The 14,450-nt window shown below is 69.9% G+C and carries 19 protein-coding genes; 8 read left to right on the forward strand and 11 right to left on the reverse strand.

Annotation, left to right across the window (positions count from 1 at the left end):
• The first annotated feature begins 1 nt into the window (after position 1).
• On the forward strand, positions 2–571 hold the full coding sequence (locus HUN08_RS14160; protein WP_174900847.1) for a hypothetical protein: 570 nt from the start codon (positions 2–4) through the stop codon (positions 569–571).
• 67 nt (positions 572–638) lie between these two features.
• On the opposite strand, the gene HUN08_RS14165 is transcribed toward HUN08_RS14160, so the two are convergent.
• Complete coding sequence (locus HUN08_RS14165) at positions 639–992, reverse strand: hypothetical protein (protein ID WP_124246704.1); 354 nt, start codon at positions 990–992, stop codon at positions 639–641.
• Positions 993–1,184: 192 nt separating this feature from the next.
• On the opposite strand from HUN08_RS14165, the gene HUN08_RS14170 reads away from it, so the two are divergent.
• Complete coding sequence (locus HUN08_RS14170) at positions 1,185–1,673, forward strand: hotdog fold domain-containing protein (protein ID WP_124246703.1); 489 nt, start codon at positions 1,185–1,187, stop codon at positions 1,671–1,673.
• Positions 1,674–1,682: 9 nt separating this feature from the next.
• Here the strand turns inward: HUN08_RS14170 and mftG are convergent, their stop codons facing one another.
• Genes mftG through mftE form a run of 3 tightly spaced genes read right to left on the reverse strand, consistent with a single transcriptional unit; the run spans position 1,683 to position 5,097 of the window.
• Positions 1,683–2,942: a mycofactocin system GMC family oxidoreductase MftG gene (gene mftG / locus HUN08_RS14175; RefSeq protein ID WP_124246702.1), complete on the reverse strand. Its 1,260-nt coding sequence runs from the start codon at positions 2,940–2,942 to the stop codon at positions 1,683–1,685.
• A complete protein-coding gene (mftF, locus tag HUN08_RS14180; RefSeq protein WP_124246701.1) occupies positions 2,939–4,426 on the reverse strand; it encodes a mycofactocin biosynthesis glycosyltransferase MftF in 1,488 nt (495 codons plus the stop codon). Before mftF ends, mftG begins: the two co-directional genes overlap by 4 nt.
• Complete coding sequence (gene mftE, locus HUN08_RS14185; RefSeq protein ID WP_124246700.1) at positions 4,378–5,097, reverse strand: mycofactocin biosynthesis peptidyl-dipeptidase MftE; 720 nt, start codon at positions 5,095–5,097, stop codon at positions 4,378–4,380. The genes mftF and mftE overlap by 49 nt, the downstream gene beginning before the upstream one ends.
• A gap of 157 nt (positions 5,098–5,254) precedes the next feature.
• Here mftE and HUN08_RS14190 point away from each other — a divergent pair, with 157 nt between their 5' ends.
• Positions 5,255–6,355, forward strand: a complete 1,101-nt coding sequence (locus tag HUN08_RS14190) for a CaiB/BaiF CoA-transferase family protein (protein WP_124246699.1) — start codon at positions 5,255–5,257, stop codon at positions 6,353–6,355.
• Here HUN08_RS14190 and HUN08_RS14195 read toward each other — a convergent pair.
• A complete protein-coding gene (locus tag HUN08_RS14195; RefSeq protein WP_124246698.1) occupies positions 6,352–7,047 on the reverse strand; it encodes a TetR/AcrR family transcriptional regulator in 696 nt (231 codons plus the stop codon). The genes HUN08_RS14190 and HUN08_RS14195 overlap by 4 nt on opposite strands.
• 80 nt (positions 7,048–7,127) lie before the next feature.
• Between HUN08_RS14195 and HUN08_RS14200 the strand changes: the two genes are divergently transcribed.
• Positions 7,128–7,454: a nuclear transport factor 2 family protein gene (locus HUN08_RS14200; protein ID WP_124246697.1), complete on the forward strand. Its 327-nt coding sequence runs from the start codon at positions 7,128–7,130 to the stop codon at positions 7,452–7,454.
• Positions 7,455–7,480: 26 nt separating this feature from the next.
• Here HUN08_RS14200 and HUN08_RS14205 read toward each other — a convergent pair whose 3' ends face one another.
• Positions 7,481–8,281, reverse strand: a complete 801-nt coding sequence (locus HUN08_RS14205) for a mycofactocin-coupled SDR family oxidoreductase (RefSeq protein WP_124246696.1) — start codon at positions 8,279–8,281, stop codon at positions 7,481–7,483.
• Between the two features lie 136 nt (positions 8,282–8,417).
• On the opposite strand from HUN08_RS14205, the gene HUN08_RS14210 reads away from it, so the two are divergent.
• Entirely contained in the window at positions 8,418–8,675 is a 258-nt protein-coding gene (locus HUN08_RS14210) for a hypothetical protein (protein ID WP_165353397.1), read from the forward strand.
• The gene (locus HUN08_RS14215; protein WP_165353398.1) at positions 8,672–9,055 is read left to right on the forward strand and encodes a type II toxin-antitoxin system VapC family toxin; all 384 of its coding nucleotides are present in this window, start codon (positions 8,672–8,674) and stop codon (positions 9,053–9,055) included. Before HUN08_RS14210 ends, HUN08_RS14215 begins: the two co-directional genes overlap by 4 nt.
• A 64-nt stretch (positions 9,056–9,119) precedes the next feature.
• On the opposite strand, the gene HUN08_RS14220 is transcribed toward HUN08_RS14215, so the two are convergent.
• The 5 genes from HUN08_RS14220 to mftA are packed head-to-tail and all read right to left on the reverse strand — an operon-like array spanning position 9,120 to position 12,620.
• A complete protein-coding gene (locus HUN08_RS14220) occupies positions 9,120–9,620 on the reverse strand; it encodes an SRPBCC family protein (protein ID WP_124246694.1) in 501 nt (166 codons plus the stop codon).
• A 1-nt stretch (position 9,621) separates the two neighbouring features.
• The gene (gene mftD, locus HUN08_RS14225) at positions 9,622–10,839 is read right to left on the reverse strand and encodes a pre-mycofactocin synthase MftD (RefSeq protein WP_124246693.1); all 1,218 of its coding nucleotides are present in this window, start codon (positions 10,837–10,839) and stop codon (positions 9,622–9,624) included.
• Between the two features lie 46 nt (positions 10,840–10,885).
• Positions 10,886–12,157 (reverse strand): mycofactocin radical SAM maturase, encoded by a 1,272-nt coding sequence (gene mftC, locus HUN08_RS14230; RefSeq protein WP_124246692.1) that lies wholly within the window; start codon positions 12,155–12,157, stop codon positions 10,886–10,888.
• Positions 12,154–12,528: a mycofactocin biosynthesis chaperone MftB gene (gene mftB / locus HUN08_RS14235; protein WP_124246691.1), complete on the reverse strand. Its 375-nt coding sequence runs from the start codon at positions 12,526–12,528 to the stop codon at positions 12,154–12,156. The genes mftC and mftB overlap by 4 nt, the downstream gene beginning before the upstream one ends.
• Positions 12,528–12,620, reverse strand: coding sequence for a mycofactocin precursor MftA (gene mftA, locus HUN08_RS14240; protein WP_124246690.1), 93 nt, complete (start codon positions 12,618–12,620; stop codon positions 12,528–12,530). Before mftA ends, mftB begins: the two co-directional genes overlap by 1 nt.
• A 105-nt stretch (positions 12,621–12,725) precedes the next feature.
• Between mftA and mftR the strand changes: the two genes are divergently transcribed.
• A complete protein-coding gene (mftR, locus tag HUN08_RS14245) occupies positions 12,726–13,337 on the forward strand; it encodes a mycofactocin system transcriptional regulator (protein WP_301546745.1) in 612 nt (203 codons plus the stop codon).
• Positions 13,338–13,377: 40 nt separating this feature from the next.
• Complete coding sequence (locus HUN08_RS14250) at positions 13,378–14,436, forward strand: ferredoxin--NADP reductase (RefSeq protein WP_124246688.1); 1,059 nt, start codon at positions 13,378–13,380, stop codon at positions 14,434–14,436.
• Positions 14,437–14,450: the final 14 nt, after the last annotated feature.

The following is a 14,450-nucleotide window of genomic DNA, read 5'->3' on the forward strand; positions in this document are numbered from 1 at the left end:
GATGTTCCAGAAGCGAATCGCGCTCATCGCCGCGCCCCTGATCGCCGGCGCGGTCCTCACCGCGCCCGCCGTCGCGATGGCGGCCCCCGGTCAGGGCCCCGGTACCCAGCAGCAGGACCAGCAGAACGGTCCGCGCCACGACGGCCCGCGCCAGGACGGTCCGAAGCAGGACGGTCCGAAGCAGGACGGTCCGCGCCAGGACGGCCCGAAGCAGCAGGGGCCGAAGCAGGACGGCCCGAAGCAGCAGGGCCCGCAGAACCAGGGACCCAAGCCGCAGGGTCCCGGCCAGCAGGGTCCGCAGCACCAAGGCCCCGGGCAGCGCGGTCACGACCGTGATCGTGGCCATGACCGCGACCGTGGTTACGACCGCGACCGGGACCGCGGTTACGACCGCCACCGCGGCCACCGGGGTCCGGACTACCGCCACGGCCCCAAGCACGGTCCGCAGTACGGCTCCAAGTGGATCCGCACCCACCAGCGCTGCGGCTTCATGTGGCGTGGCACCAAGTACGTCAACCGCTACTCGGGTTACACCATCTGCGTCCGCCCGGGCCAGTACCCGCCGCGCTGATCCACCCCCAAAGCAACCGGCCGCGACCATTCATTGGTCGCGGCCGGTTCTTCTTTCCCCGTATCGCCTAGGAACCCCACCAGGGCGGCGGGGGCTTGCGCTTGCCCCGCGGCGGGGTCCGATGCTTGCCGCGCGGCGCCGGCTTGGCGTTGGGTCCCGGGCGTTGGTAGCTGTTCAACCCGGGCTCCGGCGGGCCCTGGTTGTCCGGATTGGCACCCGGGCCCTGCATCCGGTTCTGCCCCGGCTCGGGCGGACCCTGGTTGTCCGGGTTCCCGCCGGGACCCTGCATCCTGCTCTGACCCGGTTCCGGCGGATCGGACGGATCGGCGACCGCATGCGGTACGCCGAGGAGCAACGCCCCGGACAGCGCGGCACCGATGACGGCTCCACCGACCCCTCGACGGGTGAGTTTGTTCTGCATCCTGCGCTCCTCGCTTGCCACACACCGCCCAATAGAGCAGTGCTATAGCGCAATGTAGCGACACTTAAGCCGATGGTGACGGCTTTCGTCGATCCCGCGGCGGGTATTTGGTCCCGCACCGACACTCGGGCGACGTGGGGTCCGCGATGGCACACCGCGACAGCAGAACTTACCGTGGAGTAAGATCGAGTCATGTCTTCTGCGAATCCGCGCCCGAGCGCGACCTACGCCCTGCGCCGCCGACTGCCCAAGAACATGATCGGCAATGCCCTCTTCTCCGCCGGCATGGTGGCGAAGGTGCCCTACTTCGGCACCATCCTGCCCCTGGTCACCGAGATGGAACCCGGCTACTGCAAGGTGACGGCACCCAATTGGTTCGGCGTCCACAACCACATCGGCACCTTCCACGCGATCGCCGCGTGCAACCTCGCCGAAACCGCGATGGGCATGCTGATGGAGGCGACCACCCCCACCTCGCACCGGTGGATTCCCAAGGAGATGCACACCCAATACCTGGCCAAGGCCACGACGCGACTGACCGCCGAGGCGCGCCTGGCCGAGCCGATCGACTGGGACTCGCTCACCGAGGGGCGCGACGTCGTGGTGAACATCGCCGTGCGCGACACCAAGGGCGACGAGGTGGTCCACTGCGACATCACCACCTGGGTCACGCCGGCCTGAGTTCCGCAGTCAGCGCAGCGCGTCGGCGATGACGAGCGCGGCCATCATGATCGTCGCGTGCGGGCCGCTGCCGACCTTCGGCAGGATCGAGCCGTCGACGACGCGCAGGCCGGACACACCGTCGAACCCACCCAGCCAGTCGGTCCGCTCGCCCATTGCGAGGCTCCCCCAGCCGTGCTGCGAAGTACCGACGACCGGCTCGACCCGAACCGATCCGTCGACGACGAAGTCGGCCATCGCCGGTGACGACAAGGCGCCGACCACCTGCTCCACCGCGTCGCCCACCGGGCCGATCGGCGCGAGGCGCACGCGGAGCCGATCACCGTCGAGCCGCAGCTCCCCGGCCTCCGCCGGGTACATCTGGGCCACCCCGACGGCCGGCGTCGACGACGGCACTCCGGCGATGAAGCGCGCGAAGTCGTCCGCGTAGAGGCGGATCTCGGCGTCGGCGGTGTGGACCACACTCGGGAGCAGGACCGGACACGACGCCGACGGCTGCTGCGGTCGGTACCGCACGAGGACCTCGCGGTGTTCGTAGACGGCCAGCGAACCCCCGACGATCCCCGAGCGCAGCAGCAGTTCCGCACTGCCGAGCGTGCCCGCGCACAGGATCACCTCTCCGGCCCGCAGCTCCTCCCCCGAATCCGACACCGCCCCGACGACCCGCCCGCGTTCGACGATCAGCCGGCGGATCGGCGTATCGGCGCGCACGGTCGGCTCCGCACCGGGTCGCGACAGGTAGGCGTCCGCGGCCGTCCACCGTCGGCCGCCGCGGCGATTGACCGGCACCCGTTGCACTCCTGGTCTCGGCCACGGACCTGCGGGGGCGCGCTCCCACCGTGCCTCCAGCGCGCGCACGACCGGCGGCACGTCCTCGTCGGATGGCCGCGACACCGACATCGTGCCGCCGCCGGGACCCGCGCCGCCGTCGAGTTCGTCGTAGGCGGCTTCGATCGCCGCGCCGGTGAACGGACCGCCCCAACCGGCGAAGTCGTCGTGCGAGGTGCGCAGGAAGTAGCCGCCGTTCACCACCGACGACCCGCCGATGGCCCGGCCGCGCATCACCGGCGGATCGTCGGCGAACCAGCGCGTGAACCTTCCGGGATCGTGCCGCGATCCGAGCGCCAACCGGTCCACTCGGCGGGTGTCGGCGTCGGGTGCCGGCCCGGCCTCCACCAGCAGCACCGCGCGATCCCGCGACAGCCGCGACGCCACCGCACATCCGGCGCTGCCGGCTCCGACGACGAGCACATCGGCGCGCGGACTCACCGTGCCAGCACCGGCAACAGCGCCGTCGGATCGCGGTGGGCGACGGCACCCTGCCACAGACCCGCACCGTAGGCCAGGTCGTCGAGGCGGCGCATCGCCGCGAACGACAGCGGTCCCAGGCCCCGACCGCCGTCGTGGCGGTAGCGGATCCAGGCGACGGCCGCGTCGACGAGGGCCACCTGCACGAACAATCCGCGCAGCCGCCGCGACACGAGCGCTCCGAGCAGCGCCAGCGGCCAATAGTGCCGGCACACGGCTCCCGCGACCTGCGTCAACCCGCTCCCGACCGCACGCCCGGTCAACCCGGCGACAATCCGCTCCCGCCCCGGCATCGGCCCGATCCGGGCCCGGATGCGCGCGGCCGCGAACCCGACGGCCACCACCGCGACGACTGCGCCGAGGCGGGTGCGCGTCAACAGCGCCGCCATCGCCACCGACACGGCGGCCCCCATCACCATCGGCGCGGCGCGGCGCCCGTGACGCCGGGCGAGATGCGCGGCACCGGTGCCGTAGAAGCGGCGGCGCGCCAGCATGTCCGGCAGCGAGGTCCGGTGTTCGTGGGCCACCTCGACGACCGGGTCGTAGCGCATCCGCCACCCCGCCCCCGCCATCCGCCAGCACATGTCGACGTCCTCGGCGACGCGCAGTTCGGCGTCGAAGTGGAGGAAGGCGCTGCGCCGCACCACCATCGCCGCACTCGGGACGTACGGCAGCGGTCCACCGGGGACGACGGGTGACTCGCGCGGCCCCATGTCCAGCGCCGAGAACCGTGCCTCATACCGCTCGACGATCCCGGGAGGCCGATCCGATCCCGCCGACGGCAGCGCGACGATCCGCGGCGCCACCAGGCCGACCGCCGGGTCGGAGAAGTGTGCCAGCAGCGCGGTCAGCCAATCCCCGGCGCACCCGGCGGGGGCCGCGCCGTCGGCCAGCGGCACGACGTCGGAATCGAGGAATACCAGGAACTCGGCGCTGCTGACGGCCGCGCCGTGGTTGCGGGCCGCGGCCGGTCCGCGGTTGGTGTCCAGGCGCACCAGGTGCACCCACCCCGGCACGACGATCGGCACCGTGGACCCGTCGTCGACGACCACCACGTCGCCGCCGTGCAGCGTCGCCAGCAGCCGGTCGACGCCGGCCTGGTTATCGCGCACCGGGATGATGACGGTGACCTGGTCGTCGTGCGGGCCGAACATCGGCCGGGGGTGCGCCACACCGGCGTCGATCAGGGTGCGCGCCAACTGCCTGCTCCCCTCGTCGACGACCGTGATGCGCCCGTCCACGTCGATCATGTCGGTGGCTCGGCGCGACATCCTCAACAGTCGCGTCGGCGACCCGCCCACCAAATGGGTCCAGCTCCCGCGCGCGGCGCAGCGGGGATCCACCTGCGCTTGGAATCCGTCCGGGAGTCGCGCGTCCGGCCCGGTGGCCGTGGCGGTCACGAGAGTCGGCCCTGCTGGGTCGGCTCCCAGGTGTCGACGGCGCATACCAGTCCGTCGACGATCGTCGCGAGCAGCGCCTCGCCGTGGTCGGCGGCGGCGGCCGTCGGGTCGCCCAGGATGCCGTTGGGGCTGACCGCCGCGACGCCGCCACGACGCAGCTCCGGCAGCAGCTGTGCCAGCGGGGCGGAGTTTCCCGGGACGGCGCGCGTCAGGTCGACGGCCTCCGGGGCGAAGGCGAGCAGCATCGAGGTCTCGGCGTGCCCGGCGTGGGCGTCGAATCCCGGCGCGGCGCACGCGAACCACCCGGCGTCGCGGCCCTCGTATCGCAGGGTCGCGACGACCTCGGCGAGCGTGGCGAGGTTGCCGCCGTGACCGTTGACGAAGACGAGCCGGCGCGCCCAGCGGCAGGCGCTGCGCCCGTACTCCAGGAGCACCGCGTGCAGGGCGTCGTGGCCGATGGACACGGTTCCCGCGAAGGCTTCGTGCTCACCGCTGGCCCCGTAGGACAGCGGCGGGGCGAGGACGACGAGTCCGCCGTCGTCGGCGCGCCCGAGCCGTGCCGCGCCGCGATGGGCGATCTCCTCCGCGATGCGGGTGTCCGTGTCGAGCGGTAGGTGCGGACCGTGCTGCTCGGTGGCGCCGAGCGGGACGAGGAGCAGCACGTCGTGACCGGCAAGATCGGTCGACGCGAGCGCCCCCAACTGCGCAACGGTCATTCGCCCGAGTCTAGTGCCGCCGCGACGGCAGCGATACGGGGAAATCGGACCGCACGGCCGGCGGTCGGCCCCCGGCCCGATATGGAATGCTGTAGATAACAAGTCAACTGAAATCGAGCGTTGTCAGACGCCCGACCCGCTGTGGAGGCATTCGCATATGACCAACGATTCCGGCCGTCCCGGCCCGCTCAGCTCGATCCGCGTCATCGAATTCGCCGGCATCGGACCCGGCCCGCACGCGGCGATGCTGCTGGCCGACCTCGGCGCCGACGTCGTCCGGGTGCAGCGCCCCGGTGACCTCCCGCAAGAGGGGCGCAACGCCGACATGTTGCTGCGCGGCCGCCGCGTCGTCGAGGCGAACCTGAAGAACCCCGCCGACCGCGAGACCATCCTCGCCCTCGTCGCCAAGGCCGACGCGATCATCGAGGGCTTCCGCCCCGGTGTCATGGAACGGCTCGGCTTCGGCCCCGACGACCTCGCCGCGGTCAACCCGCGCCTGGTCTACGGCCGGATGACCGGCTGGGGTCAGGACGGACCGCGCGCCAACCTCGCCGGGCACGATATGAACTACATCTCGCTGACCGGCATGCTGCACGCGATCGGCCGCGCCGACGAGAAGCCCACTCCCCCGCTCAACCTCGTCGGCGACTTCGGCGGCGGCTCGATGTTCCTCGTCATCGGCATCCTCTCCGCCCTCGTCGAACGCGAGGTCTCCGGCAAGGGGCAGGTCATCGACGCGGCGATGGTCGACGGCGCATCGGTGCTCGGCCAGATGATGTGGTCTTTCCGCGGCACGGGTCTCTGGCAGGACAAGCGCGGCGCCAACCTCCTGGACACCGGCGCGCCCTTCTACGAGGTCTACGAGACCTCCGACGGCAAGTGGATGGCCGTCGGCGCGATCGAGCCGCAGTTCTACGCCGAACTCCTGAAGGGGCTCGACCTCGCCGAGGCCGATCTGCCGCATCAGCTGGACATGGGCCGCTGGGATGAGCTGAAGGCGAAGTTCGTCGAGGTCTTCAAGACCAAGACCCGCGACGAGTGGGCCGCGATCTTCGACGGCACCGATGCCTGCGTCTCGCCGATCCTCGACTTCACCGAGGCGCCGGCCGATCCGCACCTGGCCGCGCGCGGCACGCTGGTCGAGATCGACGGCGTCATGCAGGCCCAGGTCGCCCCGCGCTTCTCGCGCACGCAGCCCGATACGCCGACCGGTCCGCAGCGCACCGCCAGCGATCCGGTGTCGATCTGGAAGGACTAGCGCCCGTCGTCGCGCGCCAATCGCCGCAGCCAGTCGGCGAGCAGCGCCGTCTCGGCGGAGCCGAGGATCTCCGGATGACCCACCGCGTAGTCGAGCGCGGTGAGGAGGGCCGCCCGAGCGGCGCCCTCGTCGCCGACCGACACGCCGGTGACGGCCGCGAGCACGCCGTCGCGCACCGCCGCCGACAATTCGGGGTCCGGGCGCGCCTGCACGATCTGCCGTAGCGTCACCCCGACGTTGGTGGCCAGGATGTGCTCGACCGCCTGCTCCACGGGCACCGCGAGGCGTCCTTGATCGGCGGCCTTGCTGACCAGGCCGCGCAAGGCGGCGGTCGGGCGTGCCTGCGCGGGCGGCGACTGACCCGGCTGGACCGAGCCGTACATCAACGCATAGACACCCGGATTCGCCAGGCCGAATGCGACGTGCTGATCCCAGCCGTCGCGGATGTCGCGGATCGGGTCGCCGCTCGACTCGCGGCTCGACTTCGCCGCGACGTATTGCTCGAAGCCGCGCTCGACGACGGCGTCGACCAGACCCTTCTTGTTGCCGAAGAAGTGGTACAGGGTCGGCATCGCTACGCCGACGCGCTCGCAGACGTTGCGCAGCGAGAACTCCTCGCCGGGCGCGGAGGCGATCTCCTCGGTCGCGGCGTCGAGCAACCGCGTCCGGGTATCGCCTGCCGCCTTGTCCATAAGCCGTTATAGTATTCCTGTATCACTGATATATAGCGACGTATCGCCCTTATGGACCGTCAATCGAGAGGATCCACCCGATGAGCACGACCATGCCCGCCGCGGTCACCGCCTTCGTCGAGGCCGTCAACCGTCACGACGAATCCACCTTCCTCGACGCCTTCACCGCCGACGGCTTCGTCGACGACTGGGGCCGGATCTTCACCGGCCGCGACGACATCAAGGCCTGGAGCGACAAGGAGTTCATCGGGGCCGAGGGCACGATGACGGTGAACGAGGTGAGCACCACGGGCAACGCGACCACGGTGGTCGCCGACTGGCGGAGCAACTGGGCCAACGGCCTGAGCAAATTCATCTTCGCCGTCGACGGCGACCACATCGCCTCGATGACCATCCGAGAGGGATAGCCCCCGTTTCCGGCTTCCGCCGGGCCTCAGACCTTCGACGACCCCATGTCGATCGCGAACTCCGCCCCGGTCACCGCCTTCGCGGTCGCCAGGTAGAGCACCGCATCGGAGAGGTCGTCGAGGGTCGCCACCGGGTAGTGGTTCATCATCGACGGGAAGTGCTCGCCGAAGGTGTCGAAGGCCTTGAACGCCTCAGTGTCCTCCAACGCCATCGGCGTGTGTACCGCGTACGGGTGGACGGTGTTGACGCGAATCCGCTTGGGGCCGAGTTCCTTGGCGGCCGATTGGGCCAGACCGCGCAACCCGAATTTCGACGCGGAGTACGACGACTGCATCGGCATCGCTTTCAGGCCCGCCGTCGACGAGATGATCGTGATGGACCCGCCGCTGCGCGCCTCGATCATCGGGGGGATGACCGCTTTCAGCGTCTTCCAGGTGCCGACGAGGTTGACGTCGACGACATCGGCGAACTGCTCCTCGGTCAGCTCCCAGGTGAGCCCCCAGGTGAGGATGCCGGCGTTCGCCACGACGTGGTCGAGACGGCCGAAGGTCTCGATCCCCTCGGCCACCAACTCCTGCTGGAAGGCCAGGTCGCGGATGTCGCCCCGGCGGGCCAGGAGCTTGCCCCCGGCCTCCTCGACGAGGCGGACGGTCTCGGCCAGATCGGCCTCGGTGGCCGTCGGGTAGGTCTGATGGTCGGCGACCGGCGAGGCGATGTCGAGACCGATGATCGACGCCCCCTCCCGCGCGAAACGGATCGCGTGATTGCGACCCTGACCTCGGGCGATGCCGGTGATGTAGACGACTTGGCCGTCGAACTGTCCCATGAGAGAAACTGTAACACGTTCTAGTTTCAGCGTGACGGCTTGAGCCGACGGGCGACGCCGGGCCGATGCCCGGGCCGTCTCGACCGATCCGACGGCGCCGGTGACACACCGAGCCACTCGGAGGTACACTTCGCCCATGCCGACGGCTCTTCCACGCATTCAGGTGACCCAGACGCCGCAGGTCGCGGAGGCCCTGGAGGTTGCCGCGCGAACATGGCCGGACGTGCCGCGATCCGAACTCGTCACCCGGCTGATGACTGCCGGCGCCGAGACACTCGAGACCGAACGGGCCGACCGACGCGCGCGGCGACGGCGCCAACTCGACCGTCTGCGCGGCACCGTCGACTACCCGCCGGCCTACCTCGACGACCTGCGCGCCGGATGGCCCGAGTGATCGTCTTGGACGCGGCCGTGGTGATCGCGCATCTGAGCACCTCCGATCCCCACTCCGACGCGGCAGGCGACATCCTCGACACCGAGGAGGAACTCGCCATCCACCCGTTGTCGCTCGCCGAGGTCTTGGTCCATCCGGCACACACCGGCCAGGACGTGGCTATTTTCGAACGCCTGACGACCCGACTGGGCATCGAAACCGTGACGCCGACGCCCACGGAACCGATCGAACTCGCCCGCCTGCGCGCCCAGACCAAGCTCAAGATGCCCGGCTGTTGTGCGCTGGTGGCCGCCGAACGACTGGGCGCCCACTTGGCAACCTTCGACCGGCGCCTCGCCGAGGTGGCGCGCGGTCGCGGGGTTCGCGTCATCGCGAACTGAGCCGGCGTCCTCCGTTCCTCCCGCACTTTCCCTTCCTCCCGACGGAACTTCATCGGGAGGAAGGTCAGGAATCGCCCTCGCAGCGTCGTCGAACCTCTTCCAGATTCGCCGTCATCGCCTCGCGCAGCGCGGCCATGCGGCCGGCGATGATCCGGCCCTCCTTCTCCGGTGCGGCGTCGATCGCCCCCTTGAGCGGCGACCACCCCAGGCCCATCCGGACGAATTGGCGCACGACCGAACCATCGCGCGACGGGTCGACCTCGAATCCCCACTGCGCCCACGGATCCGCCTCCGGCGCCGCGACACTCCAGACCCAGCGCCGCCCGGGCTCGACGTCGACCACGGTGCACAGCGTCTCCCACTCGCCGACGAAATCACTGCGGTTGCGGCCGACGAACTGCGCGCCGACCGCCGGTTCGGAAGCACCGTCGATCCACTGGGCGCCGTACAGTTCCCCGGGCTGGTCGACCGGCAGGCTGATGTCGGCGACGCTTCGCCACACCCGCTCGGGCGCGGCGCCGATCTTCGCCTCCACCTCGACGGTGGGTTGGTCGCGGTACCGCATCTCAGTCTCCGTACTCCCGCTCGAATCCGGCCGGGATGATCAGGTCGCCGCGGTCGAGGTCGGCGACGTCGGCCTTGCCCAGGCCCATCAGCGACGAGTCGATGCCCATGCGCAGCAGGTCGAGCACGTTCTCGACCCCCGCCTGCCCGTTGGCGGCCAGGCCCCACAGGTAGGCCCGCCCGATCATGACGGCCTTCGCGCCGAGCGCCAACGCCTTCACCACGTCGCTGCCGCGGCGGATCCCCCCGTCGAGCAGCACCTCCACGTCCTTGCCCACCTCGTCGGCGATCGGGCCGAGCACCCGGATCGTCGCCGGCGTGCCGTCGAGATTGTTGCCGCCGTGGTTGGAGACGGAGATGGCGCTGGCCCCGATGTCGACGGCGCGCTTGGCGTCGTCGATCCGGGAGATGCCCTTGACCATGAACGGGCCGTCCCACTGCTCGCGCAACCACTTGATGTCTTCCCAGGTGGGCGGCGGCGTATTCATCCAGGTGCCGTAGACGTCGAAGAAGGTCGGGCCGGGTTCGCCCTTGTGCGCGATATTCGGCGCGGAGAGATCGGGGATGATCAGCTTTCCGTCGCGGAACCAGCTGAGCGCATACCGTGGCTTGGTGACCATCTCGGGGGCGAGCTTGGCGACGGCCTTCGCGTCGACCCGCTCCGGGATCTCCGGGCTGCCCCAGTCGCGCCCGACGTTGAACACCCAGTCGGTGGTGACGATCAGCCCCTTGCAGCCGGCCTCCTTGGCGCGCTGCGCGCGGGCCAGGATGTCGTCGCGGCTGCCGAGCCAGTAGATCTGGAAGAAGATCTTGTCGTTGACCGCGGTGACCTCTTCGACGGGCTTGCTGGCGAAGCTCGACAGCCCCATCGCGGTACCGCGGTTGGCGGCGGCGCGGGCGACGGCGACCTCACCGTCGGGATCGACCGCCTGCACGCCGGTCGGCGAGATGAGCACCGGGAAGGAGATCTCCTGGCCCATGACCGTCGTCGCGAGGTTGCGCTCCGGCGCGACGCCGATGACGTGCGGGGCGAAGCCGAGTTCGTTGTAGGCCTCGACGTTGTCGGTCAGCGTGATACCCGCCTGGGTGCCCGCGACCAGCGACGAGTAGACCGTCTTCGGCAACCGCTTCTGCGCGCGGCGCTGCGCCTCCCCCACGGTCTCGAACCACGGGTTGCGGCGCCACGGGTTGCGCTCCATCAACTCGGCGAACTTGGACACGGGTCTCTCCTTGATAGTGAGGCGGCGACGGCAGCGGTCGTCGTCGTCAGCAGGTGCCGCAGGCCGACGAGGAGCAGCCGTTGGCGGTGGTCGGCATGAAGCCGGCGAGCGGATTCTCGTCGCAGTCCCGCGACGGCGGCCGGGTCATGAGCTGCAGCGGGACACCGCGGGAATGGTCCTTGTTGGCGGTCGGCTTGCTGCGCTCACCGGCCAACAGCGCTTCGCCGTAGCCCTGGACGCATTCCGGGTCGGGGCCGTCGAGCGGCAGGCCGGTGAAGAACTTGGCCGCCATGCAGCCGCCGCGACAGGCGTCGAAGTGGTTGCACGACGCGCAGGCCCCGGCGCTTTGCGGCTCCCGTAGCGAGGTGAACAGGTCGGAGCGCTGCCAGATCTCCTGGAATCCGCCGTCGGTGGTGATGTTGCCGGCGAGGAAGTTCTCGTGGATCGCGAACGGGCAGGCGTAGACGTCGCCGATCGGGTCGATCAGGCACACGACGCGTCCGGCGCCGCACAGGTTGAGCCCGGGGAGCCCGCCCCCGGCGCCCGAATCCCCCGCGAAGGCGGAGAGGTGGAAGAAGGAGTCGCCGGTCAGCACGCCGTCGCCGTGGGCGACGAGCCAGTCGTAGAGCTCGCGCTGCTGGTGCGGCAGGGGGTGCAGGTCGTCCCACACGTCGGCGCCGCGACCCGACGGGCGCATGCGGGTGATGCGCAGCGTCGCGTTGTACCGGTCGGCGAGCGCTTTGAACTCGTCGAGTTGCGCGACGTTGTGTCGCGTCATGACGACGCTGATCTTGGCGTCGGCAAACCCCGCGTCGCGCAGGTTCTCCAGCGCGCGCACGGCCATGTCGAAGGAGCCGGGACCGCGGACGGCGTCGTTGACCTCAGCGGTCGCGCCGTCGAGGGAGATCTGCACGTCGACGTAATCCGACGCCGCCAGGCGTGCCGCGACATCCGGGGTGATGCGCAGCCCATTGGTGGAAAACTTCACGCCCACCTGGTGGTCGGTGGCGTAGTCGACGAGTTCCCAGAAATCCGGGCGCACCGTCGGCTCCCCGCCGCCGACGTTGACGTAGAAGACCTGCATCCGCTGCAGCTCGTCGATGATCGCCTTGCACTGCTGCGTGGACAGCTCGCGCGGGTCGCGCTTGCCCGACGACGAGAGGCAGTGCACACACGCCAGGTTGCAGGCGTAGGTCAGCTCCCAGGTCAGGCAGATCGGCGCATCGAGGCCGCGCTCGAACTGGTCGACGAGACGGCCGACGGCGACCGGCGGCTTCGCCTCGGCGGGAAGCGCTGCGGGGCGTTCGAGGGTGGTCATTGATCCGGATCCTCTCGGCGGATGATCATGCCGGACTCGGCGAGGGCGCTCAGCGCCTGCACGTACAGCGGGCGCGACGAATCGTCGATGCCCGCGTCGGCGAGAGCGGCCTCCGCGTCGGGATGCGTCCTGAGGGACTGCACGATCCCGACGACGGTCCGGTTCTTGAGGAAGGAGAGTTTGCGGGTGCCGAAGTGGTAGAGCAGGGCGCCGAACGGCTCGGGCCGCACGGCGACCTTGGGGTTCAGCGTCCAGGCGGCACGGGTGTCGAAACCCGGGCGCGCGACGCGACCGGGAGTGTCATCGGCGACGCCCGTCCCGGCGACCGACGGACGGTCACCGGGACGAGTCACCGGAGTGGCGGTGGTCATCAGTAGACCCCGCACATCCCGTCGATCGAGACTTCCTCGACAAGCGACTCGCTGACGAGTTCGGTGTCGACGACGGTTTCTTGATCGGCCATGATCCAACCTCCTGTGGGCTAGTGATGTGGATCACGCTCGAATATAATGGCACCGAGTGCAGAAACACAACCATCAGTTTTCGCGACGGAAAGGGGGCGGCCGGGGTGAGCCGACAGCCGATCACGACCACGACGCGGATCAGCGAAGTGGCCATCGACCTGTTCGACCGCCACGGCTTCGAGGAGACGAGCGTCGACGACATCGCTGCGGGCGCGGGTATCGCCCGGCGCACCCTGTTCCGCTACTTCGCGTCGAAGAACGCCGTCGCGTGGGGTGATTTCGACGTCCACCTCGAGCAGATGCGACGACTGCTCGACAGCCTGCCGAACAGCCTCCCCCTCGCCGAGGCGCTGGCCACCGCCCTCGTCGAGTTCAACGACCTGCCGGAGAGCGAGGCGCCCCTGCACCGCCGTCGGATGACACTCCTGCTCACCGTCCCGGCGCTGCAGGCCCATTCGATGCTCATGTACGGCGACTGGCGTCAGGCGATCGCCGGGTATGCCGCGCGACGCCTGCGTGGGCACCCCGACGAGCACCTGCCGCAGCTGATCGGCTGGCTCGCACTCGGGACCGCGCTCGCGGCCTACGAACAGTGGCTGGCCGACGACACGGACCCGAGTGCGCGACGCCTGCGCGAACTCCTCGTCGAGGGCAGTAGCCTTCTCGCGGTCGGCATCGACGCCGCACTATCGCGCAGTACGCCCGCGATAGGATAAATTAGAACGTGTTCTACTTCTGGATCCGAGAGGACGGCTGATGGCCGACTTGACCCCGCACGGCTCGCGCAGCGTCATCCTGACCGTGGCCGAGGTCGTCGACGAGACCGCCGACGCCCGCAGCATCGTGTTCGAGGTTCCCGAGGTTATGGGCGAGAAGTTCACCGACTACGACCCCGGTCAGTTCCTCACCCTGCGCATACCGAGCGACCAGACCGGCTCGGTCGCGCGGTGCTACTCGCTCGCCTCGTCGCCGCGGACCGACGCGCTGCCGAAGGTCACCGTCAAGCGCACCCCCGACGGCTACGGGTCCAACTGGGTCTGCGACAACCTGGCCGCCGGGTCGCAGATCGAGGCGCTTCCCCCGTCGGGTGTCTTCACCCCCGCCAACATCCACGTGCCGCTGCTGCTGATCGCCGCCGGCTCCGGGGTCACCCCGGTGATGTCGATCCTCAAGTTCGCACTCAAGACGGGCACCGGGCCCATCACCTTCTTCTACGCCAACCGCAGCGAGAACGACGTGATCTTCGCCGCCGAGCTGCGCGGGCTGCAGCAGGCCAACCCCGGGCGGCTCACCGTCGTGCATTGGCTGGAATCGCTGCAGGGGCTGCCCGACGTGCGGGCGCTCGCGACGTTCTTCAAGCCGATGGCCGGCACCCACTCCGCCTACATCTGCGGACCCGGGCCGTTCATGGACGCCGTTCACGAAGGGTTGTCGAAGGCGAAGTTCGACCACCACGACGTGCACACCGAGGTCTACAACTCGCTCTCCGGCGACCCGTTCGTCGACGTCGAGCACGAAGAGGTGTCCGAGGAGGAGGCCGCGTCGGCCGCGCACGTGGAGGTCGAGCTCGACGGCGAGACACACGAACTCGTCTGGCCGCGGTCGCGGACCCTGATCGACGTGATGCTGGCGGCCGGCCTCGACGCGCCCTACTCGTGCCAGGAGGGTGAGTGCGGGTCCTGCGCGTGCACGCTCAGCGAGGGCACCGTCGAGATGGAGAACTCCGGGGCGCTGGACCCCGACGACATCGCCGACGGTTACATCCTCGGCTGCCAGGCGCGCCCGACGTCGGACAGTCTCAAGATCGAGTTCTGACAGTAGGGTGGGTG

The sequence above is a fragment of the Gordonia sp. X0973 genome (assembly GCF_013348785.1).
Lineage (GTDB): Bacteria > Actinomycetota > Actinomycetes > Mycobacteriales > Mycobacteriaceae > Gordonia.

Coding starts and splice junctions, on each gene's coding strand:
- mftE (WP_124246700.1), bottom strand. CDS start 5,097: ATGACCGTTGCGCAGTTGGGGGCGCTCGCGTCGACCGATCTTGCCGGT.
- mftF (WP_124246701.1), bottom strand. CDS start 4,426: ATGCGCCGTCGACACCTGGGAGCCGACCCAGCAGGGCCGACTCTCGTG.
- HUN08_RS14205 (WP_124246696.1), bottom strand. CDS start 8,281: ATGGGACAGTTCGACGGCCAAGTCGTCTACATCACCGGCATCGCCCGA.
- HUN08_RS14220 (WP_124246694.1), bottom strand. CDS start 9,620: ATGCGGTACCGCGACCAACCCACCGTCGAGGTGGAGGCGAAGATCGGC.
- HUN08_RS14165 (WP_124246704.1), bottom strand. CDS start 992: ATGCAGAACAAACTCACCCGTCGAGGGGTCGGTGGAGCCGTCATCGGT.
- HUN08_RS14160 (WP_174900847.1), top strand. CDS start 2: ATGTTCCAGAAGCGAATCGCGCTCATCGCCGCGCCCCTGATCGCCGGC.
- HUN08_RS14195 (WP_124246698.1), bottom strand. CDS start 7,047: ATGGACAAGGCGGCAGGCGATACCCGGACGCGGTTGCTCGACGCCGCG.
- mftA (WP_124246690.1), bottom strand. CDS start 12,620: ATGGCCGATCAAGAAACCGTCGTCGACACCGAACTCGTCAGCGAGTCG.
- HUN08_RS14210 (WP_165353397.1), top strand. CDS start 8,418: ATGCCGACGGCTCTTCCACGCATTCAGGTGACCCAGACGCCGCAGGTC.
- HUN08_RS14170 (WP_124246703.1), top strand. CDS start 1,185: ATGTCTTCTGCGAATCCGCGCCCGAGCGCGACCTACGCCCTGCGCCGC.
- mftB (WP_124246691.1), bottom strand. CDS start 12,528: ATGACCACCGCCACTCCGGTGACTCGTCCCGGTGACCGTCCGTCGGTC.
- HUN08_RS14190 (WP_124246699.1), top strand. CDS start 5,255: ATGACCAACGATTCCGGCCGTCCCGGCCCGCTCAGCTCGATCCGCGTC.
- HUN08_RS14200 (WP_124246697.1), top strand. CDS start 7,128: ATGAGCACGACCATGCCCGCCGCGGTCACCGCCTTCGTCGAGGCCGTC.
- mftC (WP_124246692.1), bottom strand. CDS start 12,157: ATGACCACCCTCGAACGCCCCGCAGCGCTTCCCGCCGAGGCGAAGCCG.
- HUN08_RS14250 (WP_124246688.1), top strand. CDS start 13,378: ATGGCCGACTTGACCCCGCACGGCTCGCGCAGCGTCATCCTGACCGTG.